This is a genomic window from Sphingobium sp. ba1 (genome assembly GCF_000743655.1).
Lineage (GTDB): Bacteria > Pseudomonadota > Alphaproteobacteria > Sphingomonadales > Sphingomonadaceae > Sphingobium.
Window position 1 is genome coordinate 424,428 of the sequence record NZ_JPPQ01000083.1, and the last position, 18,298, is coordinate 442,725.

Annotated in this window: 11 protein-coding genes; 9 read left to right on the forward strand and 2 right to left on the reverse strand. The window is 63.4% G+C overall.

What is annotated here, in order from left to right; translation table 11 throughout:
- The first annotated feature begins 72 nt into the window (after window positions 1-72).
- The 4 genes from IL54_RS21305 (at window position 73) to IL54_RS21320 (ending at window position 6,627) form a co-directional block, all read left to right on the forward strand.
- Complete coding sequence (locus tag IL54_RS21305; RefSeq protein WP_037480264.1) at window positions 73-465, forward strand: DoxX family protein; 393 nt, start codon at window positions 73-75, stop codon at window positions 463-465.
- Window positions 466-478: 13 nt separating this feature from the next.
- Complete coding sequence (locus IL54_RS21310; protein ID WP_237748984.1) at window positions 479-1,984, forward strand: MFS transporter; 1,506 nt, start codon at window positions 479-481, stop codon at window positions 1,982-1,984.
- Entirely contained in the window at window positions 1,981-3,348 is a 1,368-nt protein-coding gene (locus IL54_RS21315; protein WP_037480265.1) for an alginate export family protein, read from the forward strand. The genes IL54_RS21310 and IL54_RS21315 overlap by 4 nt, the downstream gene beginning before the upstream one ends.
- A 294-nt stretch (window positions 3,349-3,642) precedes the next feature.
- Entirely contained in the window at window positions 3,643-6,627 is a 2,985-nt protein-coding gene (locus IL54_RS21320) for a TonB-dependent receptor plug domain-containing protein (protein ID WP_409592885.1), read from the forward strand.
- 66 nt (window positions 6,628-6,693) lie between these two features.
- On the opposite strand, the gene IL54_RS21325 is transcribed toward IL54_RS21320, so the two are convergent.
- Window positions 6,694-7,725, reverse strand: a complete 1,032-nt coding sequence (locus IL54_RS21325; protein ID WP_076605617.1) for a LacI family DNA-binding transcriptional regulator — start codon at window positions 7,723-7,725, stop codon at window positions 6,694-6,696.
- Window positions 7,726-7,889: 164 nt separating this feature from the next.
- On the opposite strand from IL54_RS21325, the gene IL54_RS21330 reads away from it, so the two are divergent.
- Window positions 7,890-9,131, forward strand: a complete 1,242-nt coding sequence (locus tag IL54_RS21330; RefSeq protein WP_237748985.1) for an MFS transporter — start codon at window positions 7,890-7,892, stop codon at window positions 9,129-9,131.
- Window positions 9,128-10,738 carry a glycoside hydrolase family 43 protein gene (locus tag IL54_RS21335; protein WP_037480270.1) on the forward strand — a complete coding sequence of 537 codons (1,611 nt, stop codon included), beginning with the start codon at window positions 9,128-9,130 and terminating at the stop codon, window positions 10,736-10,738. Before IL54_RS21330 ends, IL54_RS21335 begins: the two co-directional genes overlap by 4 nt.
- Before the next feature lie 51 nt (window positions 10,739-10,789).
- On the opposite strand, the gene IL54_RS21340 is transcribed toward IL54_RS21335, so the two are convergent.
- Window positions 10,790-14,020, reverse strand: a complete 3,231-nt coding sequence (locus tag IL54_RS21340; RefSeq protein WP_052027832.1) for a glycoside hydrolase family 2 TIM barrel-domain containing protein — start codon at window positions 14,018-14,020, stop codon at window positions 10,790-10,792.
- 213 nt (window positions 14,021-14,233) lie between these two features.
- Here IL54_RS21340 and IL54_RS21345 point away from each other — a divergent pair, with 213 nt between their 5' ends.
- Genes IL54_RS21345 through IL54_RS21355 form a run of 3 tightly spaced genes read left to right on the forward strand, consistent with a single transcriptional unit; the run spans window position 14,234 to window position 18,278 of the window.
- On the forward strand, window positions 14,234-16,342 hold the full coding sequence (locus IL54_RS21345; protein ID WP_037480273.1) for a TonB-dependent siderophore receptor: 2,109 nt from the start codon (window positions 14,234-14,236) through the stop codon (window positions 16,340-16,342).
- Between the two features lie 26 nt (window positions 16,343-16,368).
- The gene (locus tag IL54_RS21350) at window positions 16,369-16,908 is read left to right on the forward strand and encodes a hypothetical protein (RefSeq protein ID WP_156106333.1); all 540 of its coding nucleotides are present in this window, start codon (window positions 16,369-16,371) and stop codon (window positions 16,906-16,908) included.
- Window positions 16,908-18,278, forward strand: coding sequence for a PepSY-associated TM helix domain-containing protein (locus IL54_RS21355; protein ID WP_076605618.1), 1,371 nt, complete (start codon window positions 16,908-16,910; stop codon window positions 18,276-18,278). Before IL54_RS21350 ends, IL54_RS21355 begins: the two co-directional genes overlap by 1 nt.
- The last annotated feature ends 20 nt before the right edge of the window (window positions 18,279-18,298 follow it).

Below are 18,298 nucleotides of genomic sequence, written 5' to 3' on the forward strand. Positions count from 1 at the left end.
GCGCAAGTGCCCGCCGCTGACGTCCAGAGCTTCTGGGGTGCGGTCGGCTGCGGCTGCTGGGCGGTTTAAGTCATGGCCCCGCGTCCCATCGCCGCCTTGCTGGCCGATCGCCGTTTCGCGACCGGCGCGGCCATTCTGCTGACCCTGCCTTATTGGACCAGCGGCATCGCCAAGCTGATCGACTGGAACGGCGCGCTGGCCGAAGCGGCACATTTCGGGTTGCAGCCCCCGGCCGGGGTGGCGGCGCTGACGATCCTGGTCCAGATCGGCGCATCGCTGCTGATCATCATGGGGCGGCAGGCGTGGCTGGGGGCCGGTGCGCTCGGCCTGTTCACGGCCTTGGCGACGGGAATCGCGCATCCCTTCTGGCAGATGGCTGATCCGGTCGCGCGCTTTCATGAGCGGGTGACTTTCTTGGAGCATATCGGCCTGATCGGCGGGCTGATGATGGCCGCGCTCTCGTAGGATCGCGACGATCGTGTCGAACATCGGCACATGGATGCATGATGTCGGCGCGGGCTGGCTCATGACGTCGCTGTCCAACGACCCGCTGATGGTGGCGCTCGTCCAAGCCGCGACGACCCTGCCCATGTTTCTCTTCGCGCTCCCCGCCGGGGCGCTCGCCGATATCGTGGACCGACGCAAGCTGCTGATCGGCGCGCAACTGTTCGGCCTGGTCGCGACCATCATCCTCGCGATCGCGACCGCGAGCGGGCTCACGACGCCATGGGTGCTGCTGACGCTGACCGCCGCGATTGCTGTTGGGGCGGCGCTGTCGGCCCCGACCTTTCAGGCGATCGTGCCCGAACTGGTGCCTGGCCCCGCCTTGCAACAGGCAGTCGCGCTCAACAGCCTGGGCGTCAACATCGCCCGTGCGATCGGCCCCGCCATGGGCGGCCTCATCATCGCCATCGCCGGGAGCGCCGCTGTTTTCGCGCTCAATGCGGTGTCAGTGCTGGGCGTGATCATCGTCATGCTCCGCTGGCGTCGGGAGGGTGCGACGCGGCATCTGCCTGCCGAACATTTTGTCGGCGCGATGCGGGCCGGCCTGCGCTACGCCCTGCGCGCGCCGGAATTGCAGGTCGTGCTGATCCGTTCGGTCGGCTTCTTCCTGTTCGCGAGCGGCCTATGGGCGCTGTTGCCGATTGTCGCGCGGCGCGACCTCGCGCTGGGACCAGCGGGCTATGGCGGGTTGCTGGCCTTCATGGGGCTGGGCGCGGTCGCTGGTGCGATCCTCATGCCCCGATTGCGCGCGCGCCTGGGGGCCAATCGCACGACGGTAGCGGCATCCGTGCTGCTGGCGGCGGCGATGGCGGGCCTTTCCTGGTCGAGCAATTTCCTGGCGGCGGCGATGGCGGTAGGGGCGGGCGGCTTCGCATGGATCGCGATGATGGCCGCGCTGAACGGCGGGGCGCAGGCCCGCTCGCCGGGCTGGGTGAAGGCGCGCGCGCTGGCCATCTACCTGCTGGTCTTTCAGGGGTCGATGACCGCTGGCGCTATGATGTGGGGTAGCATTGCGGGGCAAATCGGGGTTCCGGCGACCTTGATGCTGGCGGCCGCGGCGCTGGTCCTCGCGTCGCTGCTGCTCGCCTGGCGCTATCCGCTCGACAGCGCGGCCCGGTTCGACCTTTCGCCCTCGCTCCACTGGCCCGCGCCCATGATCGAAGCGGTGATCGAGCAGGATCGCGGCCCCGTGCTGGTGACGATCGAATATCGCATCGACCCGGTCCTGGTGCCCGACTTCTTCGCCGCGATGCAGGACATGCGCCGCATCCGTCGCCGCGATGGCGCGATCCATTGGGGCGTCTATGAGGATGTCGCGCAGCCCGGCCGGGTGGTTGAAACCTTCACCGTCGAAAGCTGGCTCGAACATCTGCGCCAGCATGAGCGGGTGACCAATGCCGACCGGGTGCAGCAGGACGCGGTGCGGGCATTTCAGGTGGATGCCGTGCCGCCTTTGGTCCGCCACCTCGTCGCGCGATGATCCGGGCGCTGCTGCTGGCGGCTTTGCTAGGCCTGCCGTCGGTTGCCGAGGCACAGGTCGCGCAGACCAACCTGCGCTATGACGAGGACTGGACGCCGTTGCGCGGAACCCCCGACCGCCGCGCCGACTGGTGGGCGCCGTTGGACCGGCCGCTGGATGAAGACGGTCGTTTCACGCTGACCTTGGGCGCGGAAGCGCGGGTCCGCTATGAGGGCTTTGCCGACAATCTTTGGGGCGCGCCGCCCGCTCCGGACGATGGCTATCTCTGGTTGCGTGTCATGCCCCTTGCCGACCTGCATGCCGGCCCCGTGCGTGTCTTCGTCCAGGGGATTGGCGGCTATGCCAGAGGCGTGGGCGCGGGAGCAGGACCGGCGGATGAAACCGGCCTGGACCTGCTTCAAGGCTTTGCCGATATCCAGCTACCCATCGGCGATCAAGCGTCGCTGACGCTGCGCGCTGGGCGCGAATTGATTGCGCTTGGATCGGAGCGGCTGGTCGGTTTGCGCTATGGCCCCAACATCCCGCAGCCTTTCGACGGCGTTCGGCTGATGCTGGAGCGGGGCAACAGCCGGATCGAAGCCTTCCAGGGAAAGCCCGTCGCGGTGCAGTCCGGCAATTTTGATGACCGCCGTTCGCCGACCAAACAGCTTGACGGCTTTTATGTCACCACACCCCTGGCGACAGGCGTGAAAGTCGATCTTTACGCCCTCCGTTACAGCGACGCCGCCGCCCGCTATGCCAATATGATCGCGCGCGAACGACGGCAAACCTATGGCGTCAGGCTGTTCGGCACCCATGCGGCACTGGGCTGGAACTGGGAAGCGATGCTCCAGCGCGGTCGGTTCGGCTCGCAGTCCATCAAAGCCTGGTCGATTGCGACCGAAACCAGCTATGCGTTTGCCGAAACCCCGCTAAAACCCCGCCTTCGCCTGCGCGCCAATGCCGCCAGTGGCGACGATGACCCGAGGGACAACCGGCTGGGTACGTTCAACGCGCTGTTTCCCAAGGGCAAATATTTCGGCGAACTGACGCTCATCGGCCCGCGCAATATCCTCAACCTGCATCCCAGCATCGATGTCGATCTGGGTCGTGGGCTCACCGTCGAAATGACGGCAATCGCCTATTGGCGCTTCAGTCGCGGGGACGGCATTTATGATGTCCCCGGCCAATTGATCCGCGCCGCAGGGCAGGGGGCATCCCGGTACATCGGCAATCAGGTCGAACTGTCGGCCAACTGGCAGGCCAGCACGATCCTGTCCGTCTCCGCTTCGGCATCGCTGTTCCGCGCTGGCGACTTCCTGCGCCAGACCGGCCCCGCCCGCCCCATCCGCATGGTGGGAACGGAAATCATGTTCCGCTTCTAAAAGCCGGTCGGAAAAATCCTGTCTTTTTAACAACCTGTCGTTCTTCCCACGGCTGTCTGCAATGCCGTTGGCAGTTGCCCGAAGCGAAATGGCCGACATAAATGTCAGTGGTCTGCCATAAGATTGTTGACAGCTTCGGGCCGTCACAATAAATCGGGTTAACGTTACCATTCTGATTTTCGGCAGGGCGGATGATCTGACTGTTCCAGCCGTTCGGCACGCGAATGCAGGCTTAGGGTGATTTCGCGGGTTCAGTTATAAATATCCAATAAATACAAAGACTGGGAGATGGACATGATACGGAAAACGACGGCACAATATGGGCTGAAATGGCGGCGCGCCTATGTGGCCACCGGCTCTATGATAGCGATAGCATCGAATCTAGCCCTGCCATCCGTGGCGCTGGCGCAGCAGGCTCCGCAGCCCGCCGCCACGCAATCGGAAGCGCCGCAATCGGCACCGGCCGCGCCCGCCCCGACGAACCAGGATATCGTGGTCACCGGATCGCGCATCACGTCAAACGGCTTCAATGCGCCCACGCCCACTACCATGATCGGCACTGAGCAGATTGAGGCAAATGCGCAGCCCAATATCTTCACCACCATCGCCCAATTGCCCTCGCTGCAGGGATCGACCGGCTCCACGGTCAATACGTTCAGCACGTCGAGCGGCCAGCAGGGGCTGTCCTCCTTCTCGCTGCGTGGCCTGGGGCCGATCCGCACCCTGACGCTCTTGGACGGTCAGCGCGTCGTCGGTGCCAATGTCACCGGCGTTCCCGATGTCAGCCTCTTCCCGCAACTGCTCATCAAGCAGGTCGATGTGGTCAATGGCGGCGCTTCGGCCTCCTATGGCTCGGACGCTGTGGGCGGGGTCGTGAATTTCATCACCGACACGCGCTTTGAAGGGTTCAAGGGCAACGTCCAGGGCGGCGTGTCCACCTATGGCGATAATGAGCAATATCTCGTCCAACTGGCGGCGGGCAAAAGCTTTCTCGACGGTCGTCTGCGCGCCGTGGTCAGCGCCGAATATGGCGATGAGGCTGGCGTCGGCGGCGGCGATTTCGGTATCGGGCTGGCCGGTGGCCGCGACTGGTTCAAGCAAACCACGCTGATCAATCGCAACGCGCTCAACGACGGATCGCCCCAATATCTGCTGCTCGATAATGCGCAGCCCTATAATTATACTAAATATGGCCTGATCACTGCGGGGCCGTTGCAGGGCATCGCCTTTGACCAGGCGGGCAATCCGTTCCAGTTCCAATATGGTTCCAACGGCACGCCATCCGGCAACGCATCGGGTGCGGTCAATGGCTGTTATCCCGGCTTCTGCATCGGCGGCGATCTGTCGGGCAATGTCGATGCCGGTCGATCGCTGCAATCGAGCATCAAGCGGCTCAATACCTACGGCCGCCTGGGCTTCGAATTTGCCCCCGACAATGAAATTTACGGGACCGTCAATATTGCGCAGGTGAAAACAAACAACCAGCCGGTGGGGGGTATGAACCGGCCCAACCTGACGATCGAATGCAGCAACCCGTTCGTGCCAGCATCGGTGCAGCAGGCGTGCGCCACGGCGGGCATCACCAATTTCGCCTATGGCACCAGCAATGCGGCGCTGGGCAATACGCAGGTCTATACCGACCGCCGTCAATATCGCTTCGTCGCTGGCGCGAAGGGCCGCGTGCCGGTCGCCGGATCGGACTGGACCTATGATGCCTATTATCAGCATGGCACCAATTATACCGACGTCGATGTCACCAACATCATGCTGTCCCGCCGCTTCAACCAGGCGATTCAGGCGGTGACGTTGAATGGCGCGATCGTCTGTGCCGATCCGGTTGCCAGAGCCAATGGCTGCGTGCCCCTCAACATCCTGGGCGGCGCACCGCCATCCGCGGCTGCCCTGTCCTACATCATGCCCGAAAACGGTCCCTATCAGCGGACTCGCCAGACGCAGGATGTGGTCAGTCTCAATTTCTCCGGCTCGCCCTTCGACCTTTGGGCAGGACCGCTGTCGGTCGCGTTCGGCGCGGAATATCGCCATGAATATTATAAGGTCACGGCCGACCCCTATGGTGCGGGCGTGTCGGACCTGTCGCCCAACAATAGCGAATATCCTGCCGATCCCGCGCTGTTGACCGATGGCAACAATTGGTATGCGGGCAATTACAAGAATGGCCAGGGTGCCTACAGCGTCAAGGAAGCCTTTGTCGAAGTCGACCTTCCGCTGTTCGACAGCAGCTCCGTCGGCCGCGCCAACATCAATGCCGCGGCCCGCGTAACGGACTATAGCACGTCGGGAACGGTGTGGGCCTGGAAGGTCGGCGGCACCTGGGATCTGCCGATTGAGGGGCTGCGTCTGCGCGGTGTCGCCTCGCGCGATGTGCGCGCGCCCAACCTGTCGGAACTGTTTGCGGCGCCCGTCACCACCACCTTGCCCAATTTCTTCGACCCCTTCCGCAACGTCAACGTGCTGGCCATCCAGAACCAGATCGGCAATACCGACCTGACCCCGGAAATCGCGCGCAACACCACTTTCGGCGTGGCGCTGGCCAATGCCCCCTGGCTGCCCGGCGTCAGCCTGTCGGTGGATTATTACAAGATCAACCTGACCGACGTGATTTCCAGCCTGGGCGCTGGCGACATCGTCAATCTCTGCTTCCGCGAAATCCTGCCCGACGCCTGCAATGCGTTCAATCTGAACAACCAGAACGGGCCGAACTTCATCAATGTCCAGGCCTTCAACCTGGCGTCGATCAAGACCGAGGGCATCGATATCGAAGCCAGCTATGTGTGGCAGCGGCCACTGGGGCTGGACGGCACATTGACGCTGCGCGCATTGGCGACCCATATCCGCAAGTTCGTGACCGACAATGGTCTGTTCGGTTCGGTTCCCCTGGACTCGGCGGGCGCGAACCTGGGCAATACGCCCGACTGGAAATGGCTGGCGATCCAGACCTACGCCACCGACACCTTCTCCCTCTATGTTCAGGAACGCTGGTTTTCCGACGGCGTGTTGGGCAAACAATATGTCGAATGTCAGCCCGGCAGCTGCCCGGCCTCGACCAACAACAATCCGACGATCGACAATAATTTCATGCCCGGCGCCTTCTACATGGACATAGGCGGCACCTATAATCTGACGCCTGCGATCACCGCCTATGCCAAGGTCGACAATCTGTTCGATCGTGACCCGGCACGCTCGCCCTATTTCGCCAATCCCGCACTCTATGATGTCGTAGGCCGCATGTATCGTGCCGGTGTGCGCTTCAAATTCTGACCTTTACCGATACGGTCGGCGGTGCGACCTCCCCCTGCACCCGCCGATCGAAACGGCCGCCATCGTCTATCCCGCGATGGCGGCCGTCGATTGCCGCTCGATAAGCTGATGGCCCAGCAGGCATTTGGGATGGCGCACCTTGCGCGAGGTGCTGATTTCCTGGGTCAAAAGGCGCAACGCTTCGGCCGCCAGTTCGCGCACGGGCTGGCGGATCGTCGTGAGTGGCGGCCACAGCGTCACCGCGGCGGTGGTATCGTCAAAGCCGACCACGGTCAGGTCTTCGGGCACGGACAGGTGGCGGCGATGGGCGACGGAGACGACCGCAGCGGCCATGTCGTCATTGCTCGCGAAAATGGCGGTCGGCGGATGGTCGATATCCAGCAACTGCTCGCCCGCCAGCAAGCCGGACGTATAGGAGAAGTCTCCCTGGACCAATATCGTCTCAATACCCCCGGCTTCATGCACGGCGGCGTCGAATCCTGCCAGCCGGTCTTCGCTGGCGGACTGGCCAGGATTACCGATGATGAAGCCGATGCGACGATGGCCAAGGCCGATCAGATGTTTGGTCATGTCATAAGCCGCCGCGCGATCGTCGATCCGCACGCAGATCGCATCGCGGGCATAGCCACCCACCACTGCCATCGGCAATTGCGCCAGATGGATGGGGTCGCGCACTACGCGCGATTCCCCCAGCGGCGGCGCGATGATGATGCCGCCCACGCCCGATCCGATCAGGCGGTGGATCGCTTCGGGCGGCGGCGGGCGACCATCCTGCCCGCCCAGCAGCGTCAATTGCGCCCCCATGACCGACGCTTCCTCGAACACGCCGATCAGGAAATCATGCATGAAAGCGGCGCTCGGATTGGAATAGATCACGCCGATCCGCACCTCGCGCGACGTCACCAGCGCACGGGCCGCGACATTGGGCGTATAGTTCAGTTCCGCAATCGCGGCATTGACCGCCAGACGGGTTTCGGCGCGCACCTTGCCATTGCCGTTGATAACGCGCGACACGGTCATCGCGGACACGCCCGCACGCTTGGCGACATCGACCACGGTCGCGCTGCGCTGCTGAGGATGGGGAGGCTTCAAGATCATCCTTTCGAACCAATCGCACCATTTCTAGCGAGATGGCAGGCCCGTCAAGACAAAGACGATGGCCTCCATCGGGGCGGATGCGCACCCTCCTGCACATTAGCGCTTGCCGCGTCCGGCTGCCTTCGCCTACATCGCTATGATAACGTTAACGCAGGACATGTCTGTTGACCTATTTCCGGCATATCCGTTGGACCATCATCGGTCTGTTCGCGATCGCGATGACCATCAATTATCTGACGCGCAGCGTCCTGGGGGTGGCCGCCCCTACGATCATGGGTGAACAGGGCATCACGTCCGAACAATATTCCTGGATCACCGGGGCATTCCAGATCGGCATCATGTTTCAGCCGGTCGCAGGCTATGTCCTCGACATTGCGGGCCTGCGCTACGGTTTCACCTTCTTCGTGCTGATCTGGTCGCTCATCACCATGGCGCATGGGCTGGTGCAGGGCTGGCTCGGCTTTCTCGCGCTCCGCGGCGCGCTCGGCCTGGTCGAAGGCGGCGCGCAGCCTGCGGGCATGAAGGTCGTGTCCCAATGGTTCCCCGCCCGCGAGCGCGGGACCGCAGGGGGATTGTACCAGATCGGCGCATCACTGGGTGCCGTCGCCGCGCCGCCGCTGGTGGCCTGGGCGGTGCTCACCCATAGCTGGCGCGCGGCCTTCTTCGTCGCAGGCGGCCTCGGCCTCGTCTGGCTCATCCTGTGGCTATTCTGGTATCAGACGCCCGCACGGCACCGGGCTATCACCGCGGAAGAACGCACAAAGATCCTCGATGGCCAGGAAGCGGAGTTGCAGCAGAAGCGCAAGCGCCCGGACCTGCGCACGATGCTGCGCCGTCGCGATATGTGGGGCATCGCGCTCCCGCGCTTTCTCGCCGATCCGGTATGGGGGATGCTCTCGCTCTGGATGCCGCTCTATCTGGTGCAAGTGCGCAATTTCGATATTCAGCAGATTGCGATCTTCGCCTGGCTACCCTTCCTTGCCGCCGACCTTGGCTGTCTTGCGGGGCCAGCCCTGGTCGCCTGGCTCCAGCGGCGCGGCGTCCATCTGATCGACGCGCGGCGCGGCGCCTTCACCATCGGCGCGGTGCTGATGTGTTCGATGATGTTCGTCGGCATCGTGCAAAGCCCGGTTGCGGCCATCGCCCTGCTCTGTGTCGCGGGCTTTGCCCATCAAACCCTGTCGGTCACCGTCATCACCATGTCGGCCGACCTGTTCCCGCAGGATGAGGTGGCGACGGCCACCGGCATAGCGGGCACGGCGGCCAATCTCGGCGTGCTGATCTTCACCCTGCTGCTGGGCAGTTGGGTCGACCAGGTCGGCTATGGCCCCTTCTTCATTCTCCTTGGGCTGCTGGACCTTGTCGGCGCCGCCATACTTTGGACCTTGGTGCGAAAACCGGTATGATCTCGATTACCAATCCTATCCTGCGGGGCTTCAATCCCGATCCCTCGATCGTGCGGGTCGGCGACGACTATTATGTCGCCACTTCGACCTTCGAATGGTATCCGGGCGTGCAGATCCACCATTCCCGCGACCTCGCCAATTGGCAGCTTGTCGCCCGGCCGCTACGTCGCCCGGCCCAGCTCGACATGCGGGGCAATCCCGATTCCTGCGGGGTGTGGGCGCCGGACCTGAGCTATGCCGATGGCCGGTTTCACCTGACCTATACCGACGTCAAACGCTATGGCCGCACCACCCGGTCCGACCGGACGGACGTATCGCTGCGGGACTTCCATAATTATTGGGTGTGGTGCGACCGTATCGATGGCGAATGGTCCGATCCCGTCCATGTGAACAGCAGCGGCTTCGATCCCGCGCTCTTCCACGACGATGATGGCCGTAGTTGGCTGCTCAACATGCTGTGGGATCATCGCCCCGGCCACAAACGCTTCGCCGGGATCGTCATCCAGCAAATGTGCCTCAAAACCGGCCGCCTTCTGGGTGAGCGGCATAATATCTTCGCTGGCAGCCCGCTGGGCTTTACCGAAGGGCCGCATCTCTACAAGCGCGACGGCTATTATCATATCTTGGTGGCCGAGGGCGGGACGGAGCGCAATCATGCCGTGGTGATGGCGCGGTCGCGGTCGCTCTTTGGCCCCTATGAACTGCATCCCGATGGGCCAGTGCTGACGGCGCGCGATCAGCCCGATGGGCCGCTTGCTCGCGCTGGCCATGGCGACCTGGTGGAAACGGCGAACGGCGATCCCTGGCTCGTCTATCTCTGCGGCCGCCCGCTGCCCGCGTCCGATCGCTGCATATTGGGCCGGGAAACCGCGATACAGCCTATGCGCTGGGGCGAGGATGGCTGGCTGCGCACGATCGACGGAACGGGCCGCCCGATGGCGTCGGTCGGAAACGTGAGCGTCGCGCGCACCCTGACCGATGATCGCGCGGATTTCGACGATCCGACTTTGCCCCCCCCCTTTCAATGGCTGCGCACGCCCTATCCCGACCAGATTTTCTCGCTGACGGATCGGTCGGGCCATCTGCGCCTGTTCGGGCGCGAGTCCGTGGGCAGCCATTTCACCCAGGCGCTGGTGGCGCGACGCCAGTGCGAATGGCGCTTCAGCGCGGAAACGTTGGTCGATTTCCATCCCGCCAATTTCCAGCAGTCGGCCGGTCTGATCCATTATTATAACAGCACGAAATTCCATTATCTGCACATCACCGCCGACGATGTGGGGCAACCGGTGATCCAGATATTGTCGGTCGTGCCTGACGAGGCTCGTCCCAGTGTCACTTCACCCGCCATCCCGATCGCGCGCGGCCCGGTCTGCCTTCGGCTGGACGTGGATCATGAAACAATGCGCTTCTCCTATCGCATGGCCGATGACGAAGCTTGGCACGAGGTTCCCGGCGATCGCGACGCGAGCATTCTGTCCGACGAAGCGACCTTGCCCTATTTGCCCAACTTCACCGGCACCTTCGTCGGCATGGCCTGTCAGGACATGGCGGGCACAGGAGCCGTCGCCGACTTCGACTATTTCCATTATGTCGAGCGAGACGGCTGACGCGAAACCGAATAGGGGCGCGCTACCGACAGGCAGCGCGCCCCTTTTGCGTCAGAAGCGGATCGGCGTGTCCGTTGCGGCGGCGGGCAGCGCGCCTGTCGTCGCCACCCCCTCCGCATCGACCGACAGCGTAAAGCCATAGCGGTGCGGCGTCACCGGAATGCGATATGGCTCCAACGGTCGGCCAAGCGCGCTCCAGCTATCAGTGCCACCGACCCCGCTTTGCACCTTGTCGATCAACAGCGTGACGTCGCCATGCGGCTTGATATCGCTGCTGCGCCAGGTGCCGGGCGGACGTCGCGCTAGGTCGTCATAGGGAAAGGCCAGCACATTGGCGGACAGTGGCTCCATGCCCTTCACGGTCAGGGACGGCATGGTGGCGCCGCTAACCTTCATCCAGCGCACGCCCACCTTGTTCCCGGTTTCCTGGGGTCGCATATAATCATGGTGCTGATCGGCGATTGCGCCGGTCCAGCGGCCCAGCGCCGCGCCGGTCTGGCGGTCGGCATAGCTTTCATGCGGCCCCTTGCCATACCATTCGACGCTCTTGAACGCAGAAGGCATGCTATAGGCGAGGCCGATGCGCAGCGGATCGGGCAGATCCTTCTGCAACGGCGTGAATTGTGCCTCCACCGCCACCTTACCATCGCCGCGCAGGACATAGCGGTTCTCGAACCGCGCCACGCCATCGCCGACATTGAACCGGACGCTGACGGCGACGGCGCGTTTGTCCGCCTGGTCCACCGTCACCGCTTCGACGACGCGCTTCTCCGACGCCGTCTGCCACATCGCATGGGTGCGCGCGACGCCGGTGCCTATGTCATTGTCGATGAGCGCGCGATAGAAATGCGGCGCGCCGCCAGACAAGATGGCGCGGCCGTCCTTGCGATAGCCGATCAGCCCGGTCGCGCGGTCGATCCTCAGCTCAGACCCCGCCGCCGCCAGGACAATACTGGCCTGGTCATCGGTGATGCTGACCGGCCCGCCACCATCTGGCGCTTGCGCCATCACGGCGCCCGGCACGACGAACTGGTCCCAGGCGACCAAATGCCCCGCCGGGACCAGCGGCACCGCGCCGCCACGCGCGCGCGCGGTCAACGTCACGACATATTCGCCACCAGCCTTGCGGGTCTGTGGCAAGGCAGCGGTAATCGTGGCCTCCGATCGCGCGGCGACAGCGGGGGAGGGGATAGCCCCACGCGCCACCTCGATCCCGTCTTCCAGCAATATCCAGCCCAGATCGAAATCGGCCAGGTTGCGGAAATCATGGCGATTGATCACTGTGAACCGTCCGCTGCCCAAGTCATCAGCACGGAAGGCGATCGGCTGATAGACTTTATGCAGTTCGAACAGATGCGGATTGGGCGTGCGGTCGGGCTGGATCAGCCCATCGCCAAATTCGATGTCGCCCCCCGGATTGGGACCATAAATCCCGCCCGTGCCCCAAAACGGCTCGCCCTTCTCGTCGCGCGCATGCATCGACTGATCCACCCAGTCCCACACGAAGCCGCCCTGCAATTTGCGATGGGCGTAGATGGCCTCCCAATAGTCAGCCATATTACCCCCGCTATTGCCCTGCATATGCGCATATTCGCACTGGATCAGCGGCTGGGTGAAACGCGGGTCACGGGCATAGGCGATCGTCTGGTCGACGCTATAATACATCGGCGCAAAGATATCGGCATAGGCATTGGGCTTCGGTTCGCTCAGCGTGCCCCAGCCCAGATAGTTGATCAGCCGCGTCGGGTCGCGTCGCCGCGCTTCCGCCGCCGCCTTTTCGAACGCCGGGCCGATCCCCGCCTCATTGCCCAGCGACCAGAAGATGATCGACGGATGATTCTTGTCCCGCTCGATCATATTGACCACGCGTGAGACATGGGCAGCGTCCCAAGCCGGATCATAGCCAATCTGATAAAGTTTGCGCTCGGCTTCGCCCTTCCAGCCCATTTCCATATAGGCGTGGGATTCGATATTCGCCTCGTCCATGACATAGAGGCCATATTCATCGGCCAGATCATACCAGCGCGGGTCGTTGGGATAATGCGACGTGCGTACCGCGTTGACATTGTTGCGCTTCATCATCTCCATGTCGCGCCGCATCGACGCCATCGAAATGACGTGGAACGTGTCCGGGTCATGCTCGTGCCGGTTGACGCCGCGGATCATGATCGGACGGCCATTGACCATCAATTGCCCATCGCGGATCGCGACATCGCGAAAACCGATGCGCTGGGCGGTCGCCTGCACCACCGCACCCTTGTCGTCCAGCAGCTCCAGCAGCAGCGTGTAGAGGTTGGGCGTTTCCGCCGACCAGGCGCGCACCCCCGGCAGCCGGTCGGCAACGCGCACCGTCTGTTCAGCCGTGCCCGACACGACCGCGACCGTTCGGCGCGACAAGGTCTGCTCGCCATCCATCACCGTTGCGCGCATGGTCATCGGCCCGCTGCCGGGCAGCACCTTCGCCACCACCTCCAGCGTCCCGTCGCGCCAATCCTGCGTCAGCCCCGCCCGCACCGCGAAATCGCGGATGCGCGTCTTCGGCGCCGCCATCAGGAAGACTTCGCGCTCGATACCCGATACGCGCCAGAAATCCTGATCCTCCAGATAGGAACCGTCCGACCAGCGATAGATGCGGATCGCGATGCTGTTCTTGCCGGGGCGCAGGAAGCGCGAGACGTTGAACTCGGACGGCAGCTTGCTGTCCTCGCTATAGCCGACCTGCTGTCCGTTGACCCAGACATAATAGGCCGAACCCGCAGCGCCGATGTGCAATATCACATCCTCGCCCGCCCAGTCCGGCGGCACATCGACATCGCGGCGATACGACCCCACCGGATTGCGATCATGCGGGATCAGCGGCCGGTTCGCGGGGAAGGGGTAGGTGATATTATTGTATCGCGCCTGGTCATAACCTTCCGCCTGCCAGTCCGCCGGCACGCTTATGCTCTTCCATCCCGACGCATCGAAATCATCGCGGAAGAAATCCGCCGGTGCCCCATCGACATTGGGCGAAAAATGAAACTGCCACTGGCCATTGAGCGACAGGAAGCGCCGCGACGCCGTGCGATCTCCCGCCAGCGCGCGCGCGCTGTCTTCGAACGGAAAGCCGGTGGCGCGCGCAGGCTCCTTGCCGCGTTCGAAAACCGCCGGATTTTCCCAGTCGGGACGGCTATTGTCGATTTGCGGGGTCAGCGGAACGGCGGGCCGACTCTGCGCGCCAACCGGCGCTGCCATCAATAGGGGAGTGAGACCCGTCAACCAGGTTGCAGCTTTTCTCTTCATCGGCTCCCTCCATCATATGGCATCTGTTCCGATGCGTGGTAACGCTCACATAGCAGGCGCATAGCCCGCTTGCCAGCATCGCTTGCCTATGTCTGTGTGCCCAAGACCGGCATATCGCGATAGGGCAAAAGAGACTTGCGAATGATAGTGGTTCGCATTAGTAGCGGCCCGACAGGGTGATCCTACGCCCGCTATTTGCATAAAAGGGATTTTATGAAGGCCGCAAAGCTCGCGCTGTGCCTCTGCACCGCCATGACCGTCACGCCATCCTTCGCGCAGGCACCCGACGCTGCGGAGGGCGCGGACCAGTCCAGCATCGTCGTCACTGCGGTCGCTGGCCAGTCGAGCGGCGCGGGCACGAAAACCGACGTGCCCCTCATCGAAACGCCCCAGCCGATCAGCATCATCAACGCCGAAACCTATCAGGCGCAGGGCGCGATCTCGATCGCCGATACGCTGCGCTATGTGTCGGGCGTGGTCGCCAACCCCTATGGCGCGGACGGGCGCGAGGACGGGGCCTTCATTCGCGGCATTTCCCCGCTCCAGTTCCGCGATGGCATGCGCGACCTGTTCAGCTATTTCGCCAATATCCGGTCCGACCCCTATAATTTCTCGCAAGTCGAGGTCGTGCGCGGCCCGGCCTCCGTGTTGTTCGGGTCAGGCTCGATCGGCGGCCTCATCAACACCGTGTCGAAGCGGCCCGATTATGAAACGCATGGCGAAATGTCGGTCCGCTATGGCTCGTTCGACCGCAAGGAAATATTGGGCGACATCACCGGATCACTCACCGACGGAATCGCTGCGCGGCTGGTCGCGCGGGTCCGCGATGCCGATACGCAGGTCGATCATGTCTCCGACGACCGCGTGATGCTCGCCCCTTCGCTGCGCTTCAAACTGGGGGAACAGACCGAACTGACGCTGCTGGGCCTGTATCAGGAAGATGATGGCGGCTCGATCTCGCAATTCCTGCCGATCGTCGGCACGCTCGCGCCCAATCCCAATGGCCAGTTGCCGAACAACACCTTCATCGGCAAGCCCGGCTGGGACCGCTATGACGGCCGCACCCTGCAGGGCACGGCCCTGCTGGAACATCGTTTCAACGAGCATGTCCAGTTGAACCTCAAGGCGCGGGTGATCGACTCGGATCTCACCTATTTCACCCATTATCCCAACAGCTACAGCAATCCCGCCAATCCCTATCTCGACTCCGCGCAGCGCGTGATCGGCCTCTATGCCGATGGCAGCTATGCCAGCACCGATGTCTTTTCGACCGACAATAATGTGCGGATCGACTTCAACACCGGCGATGCGATCGAACATATCCTGCTGGCGGGCGTCGATTATAGCTGGAACCGGGTGCGCAAATTGGGCGGGGCCGCGTTTGAAACGATCGATATTTACGACATCGATTATGCCTCCCTGTCCGACTATGGCGGCGGTATCCCGCAGCCGGGCGATGCGGGCTATCTCTACGGCACCAACAGCAATGTGACCCAGGCGCAGCTCGGCTTCTATGTGCAGGATCAGATCCGCTTGTGGGATCGCGTCTCGATCGTGCTGGGCGGACGGCGCGACCATGTCGAAACCAAAAGCCTCGATCCCACGACCAACAGCCGCACCAAGGAAACCGCGAACGCCACCTCCTTCCGCGCGGGCATCATCGCCGAAGTCGTGACCGGCTTCTCGCCCTTTTTCAGCTATACCGAATCCTTCAACCCCATTTCCGGCAGCGCCAATGACGGCACGCTGTGGAAGCCCGAACGCGGCCGCCAATATGAGGTCGGCGTAAAGCTCCACCCCGACGACCGCACCCTGCTGACCGCGACCGCCTATCATATCCGGCAGAGCTATCGGGTCATCAACCTGTCCCCAACCGTCTCGGTGCAGGCAGGCAAGGCGACATCGAAGGGCTTTGAGATCGAAGGCCGCCGCTCGCTGCCTGGCGATTATGAGATCATCGCCAATTTCAGCTACAACAAAGCCTATCTGAACGAAAATGCGGATCAGCAGCAACTCGACAATGTGCCCAAATATGGCGCATCTGCCTGGGCCACCAAGACGTTCCGCATGGATGATGACAAGTCGCTGCGGCTCGGCACCGGCGTCCGCTATGTCGGCGAAAACTGGTCGGGCGGTGTCGTGCGCACCCCGTCCTACACGCTGGTCGATGCCCTAGCCGAAGTGAACTGGCGGCAATGGCGCATGTCGATCAATGCGACCAACCTGTTCAACAAGAAACATTATGCCGCCTGCCTGTCGCGCGGCGACTGCTTCATCGGGGCGGATCGCAATGTCTTCGGCACGCTGACCTACGCCTTCTGATGGCCTGGGTCTGGGCAGGATCAGCGATGACGGTGGCCGCAGTGCTGTTGCTCCGTCACGCCTGGCGGTTGCAAGGGCGTTCCGTGCCGCTGCTGGGTGCTGCCTGGGCGCTGCTGCTCTTGGGCCTGATCGCCGCAGGGGCGGGCCATGGCGCGTGGGGCGTGTCGGTGGCGTGCCTGTCGTTGATGCTCTGCGCCTTCGCCTGCCTAGCCGTCGCGGGCTGGACCGCGCCGCGTGACAAGGCACGCCCGCCCCAACGGCGCGCGCATATGCTGCCTGACGCGGGCGAGCCATCCTATATCGGCCGCCGCCTGCTGACCTTCCTGATCACGGTGCCGCTCGCCCTCGTCACATCGCTCGCCCTAGCGCTGGCCATGCGCGTCTGGGTGTCCGCCAGCGGGGCAGTGGAGGCCAATGCCAATGTCGTCACCCTCTTCCTGACGCCTCTGCTATGGTCGATCCTGGTCGTCCTGCTGATGCTGGCAAAGCGGCGGCGCACGCAATGGCTGATGCTGGGCGCGCCGCTTCTGGTCGGCGGCCTGTCCATCCTGTGGGGAATGATGTAATGAGCAATGGCGAAGGCGTGCGCGCCAAAGGTTTCGACAAGGCGACCGTTCGCGACGTGCTCTCGGCCCATGCCGCCATCGGCCTGCTGGCGGGTGCCTTCCTCTATCTCGTCTGCCTGACTGGCACGATCGTCGTCTTCTTCGCCGAATGGCAACGGATCGAGCAGCCCGCCGCCCCCGAAATGCGCGAAATCGCGCCCCAATCGGTGCAACGCGCGGTGGAAACCGTGCTGGCGAGCGAGAAGGGCAAGCCGCTCACCACGCATCTCTACGTCCATCTGCCGACGCAAGACCTGCCGCGCACCACCATCACCACCGATCATCAGGCGGTGCATGTCGCCTCCGATGGTAGCATCGCCATGCCGGAGGAAAATGCCTGGTCCGACTATCTCCTCTCGCTCCATTATACGCTGCATCTGCCCTCGACGCTGGGCATGATCCTCGTCGGCCTCCTGGGCGTCATGATCGTGGCGCTGGCGATCTCCGGCGTGATCGCCCATCCGCGCATCTTCCGCGATGCCTTCCGCCTGCGCGCGCGCAGTAGCGGCGGTGTGGGGCTTGCCGACTGGCACAATCGGCTCGGCGTATGGACGCTGCCCTTCACCATCATGATCGCGCTGACCGGCGCGATGATCGGCCTCGCGGTCGTCACTGGCTATGGCCTGGCGGGCAGTTTCTACAAGGGCGATCTGGCAGCCGTCTACGCCCCCATCTTCGGCGGCGAAGGTGCAGCGGACAGGGCATCCGCGCCCGTCCCGGATATGGCGGCCCCCATGCGCTATATGCAGGCGCATCATCCCGATGTGCATCCAAGCTACCTGATCCTGCATGATCCGCTGACCGCCGGACAGCATGTCCAGGTCGTCGGCCTTCATCCCAACCGGCTCATTTTCGGCGAATATTATATGTTCGACGCCAAGGGTGGCTATCATGGCACGGCGGGCCTGTCCGACGGCGCGCTGGGGCAACAGGCGGCGGCATCGGCCTATAATCTCCACTTCGGCAATTATGGCGGCCTGCCGGTCAAGATCGCTTATGCCCTGTTCGGCCTTGCGCTATGCGCTATGACCGCGACCGGCACCTCGATCTGGCTCGGCAAGCGGCGACGGCGCGGCCTCGACCATCCCCGCCTGACCCGCGCCTGGGACGCCATCGTCTGGGGCAGCCCGGCCGCGCTGATGCTGACCTTCGTCCTGCGCCAAGGGATCGGCAATGACGCGCCGCTGGTCGCGGCCTTCTGGGGCCTGCTCGTCGCAATTTTGGTCGTCAGCCTGGTTGTGACCGATGGCCACCGCTTTCGGCGCGGGCTTCAGATGCTCCTTGTTGCCGCCACCCTCGCAGGCTGCGTAGGATTCATCCTAGCGCTGTGAAATCCCTGCGCCACAGCGGC

Coding starts and splice junctions, on each gene's coding strand:
- IL54_RS21315 (WP_037480265.1), top strand. CDS start 1,981: ATGATCCGGGCGCTGCTGCTGGCGGCTTTGCTAGGCCTGCCGTCGGTT.
- IL54_RS21320 (WP_409592885.1), top strand. CDS start 3,643: ATGATACGGAAAACGACGGCACAATATGGGCTGAAATGGCGGCGCGCC.
- IL54_RS21325 (WP_076605617.1), bottom strand. CDS start 7,725: ATGATCTTGAAGCCTCCCCATCCTCAGCAGCGCAGCGCGACCGTGGTC.
- IL54_RS21350 (WP_156106333.1), top strand. CDS start 16,369: ATGACGGTGGCCGCAGTGCTGTTGCTCCGTCACGCCTGGCGGTTGCAA.
- IL54_RS21345 (WP_037480273.1), top strand. CDS start 14,234: ATGAAGGCCGCAAAGCTCGCGCTGTGCCTCTGCACCGCCATGACCGTC.
- IL54_RS21335 (WP_037480270.1), top strand. CDS start 9,128: ATGATCTCGATTACCAATCCTATCCTGCGGGGCTTCAATCCCGATCCC.
- IL54_RS21305 (WP_037480264.1), top strand. CDS start 73: ATGGCCCCGCGTCCCATCGCCGCCTTGCTGGCCGATCGCCGTTTCGCG.
- IL54_RS21355 (WP_076605618.1), top strand. CDS start 16,908: ATGAGCAATGGCGAAGGCGTGCGCGCCAAAGGTTTCGACAAGGCGACC.
- IL54_RS21340 (WP_052027832.1), bottom strand. CDS start 14,020: ATGAAGAGAAAAGCTGCAACCTGGTTGACGGGTCTCACTCCCCTATTG.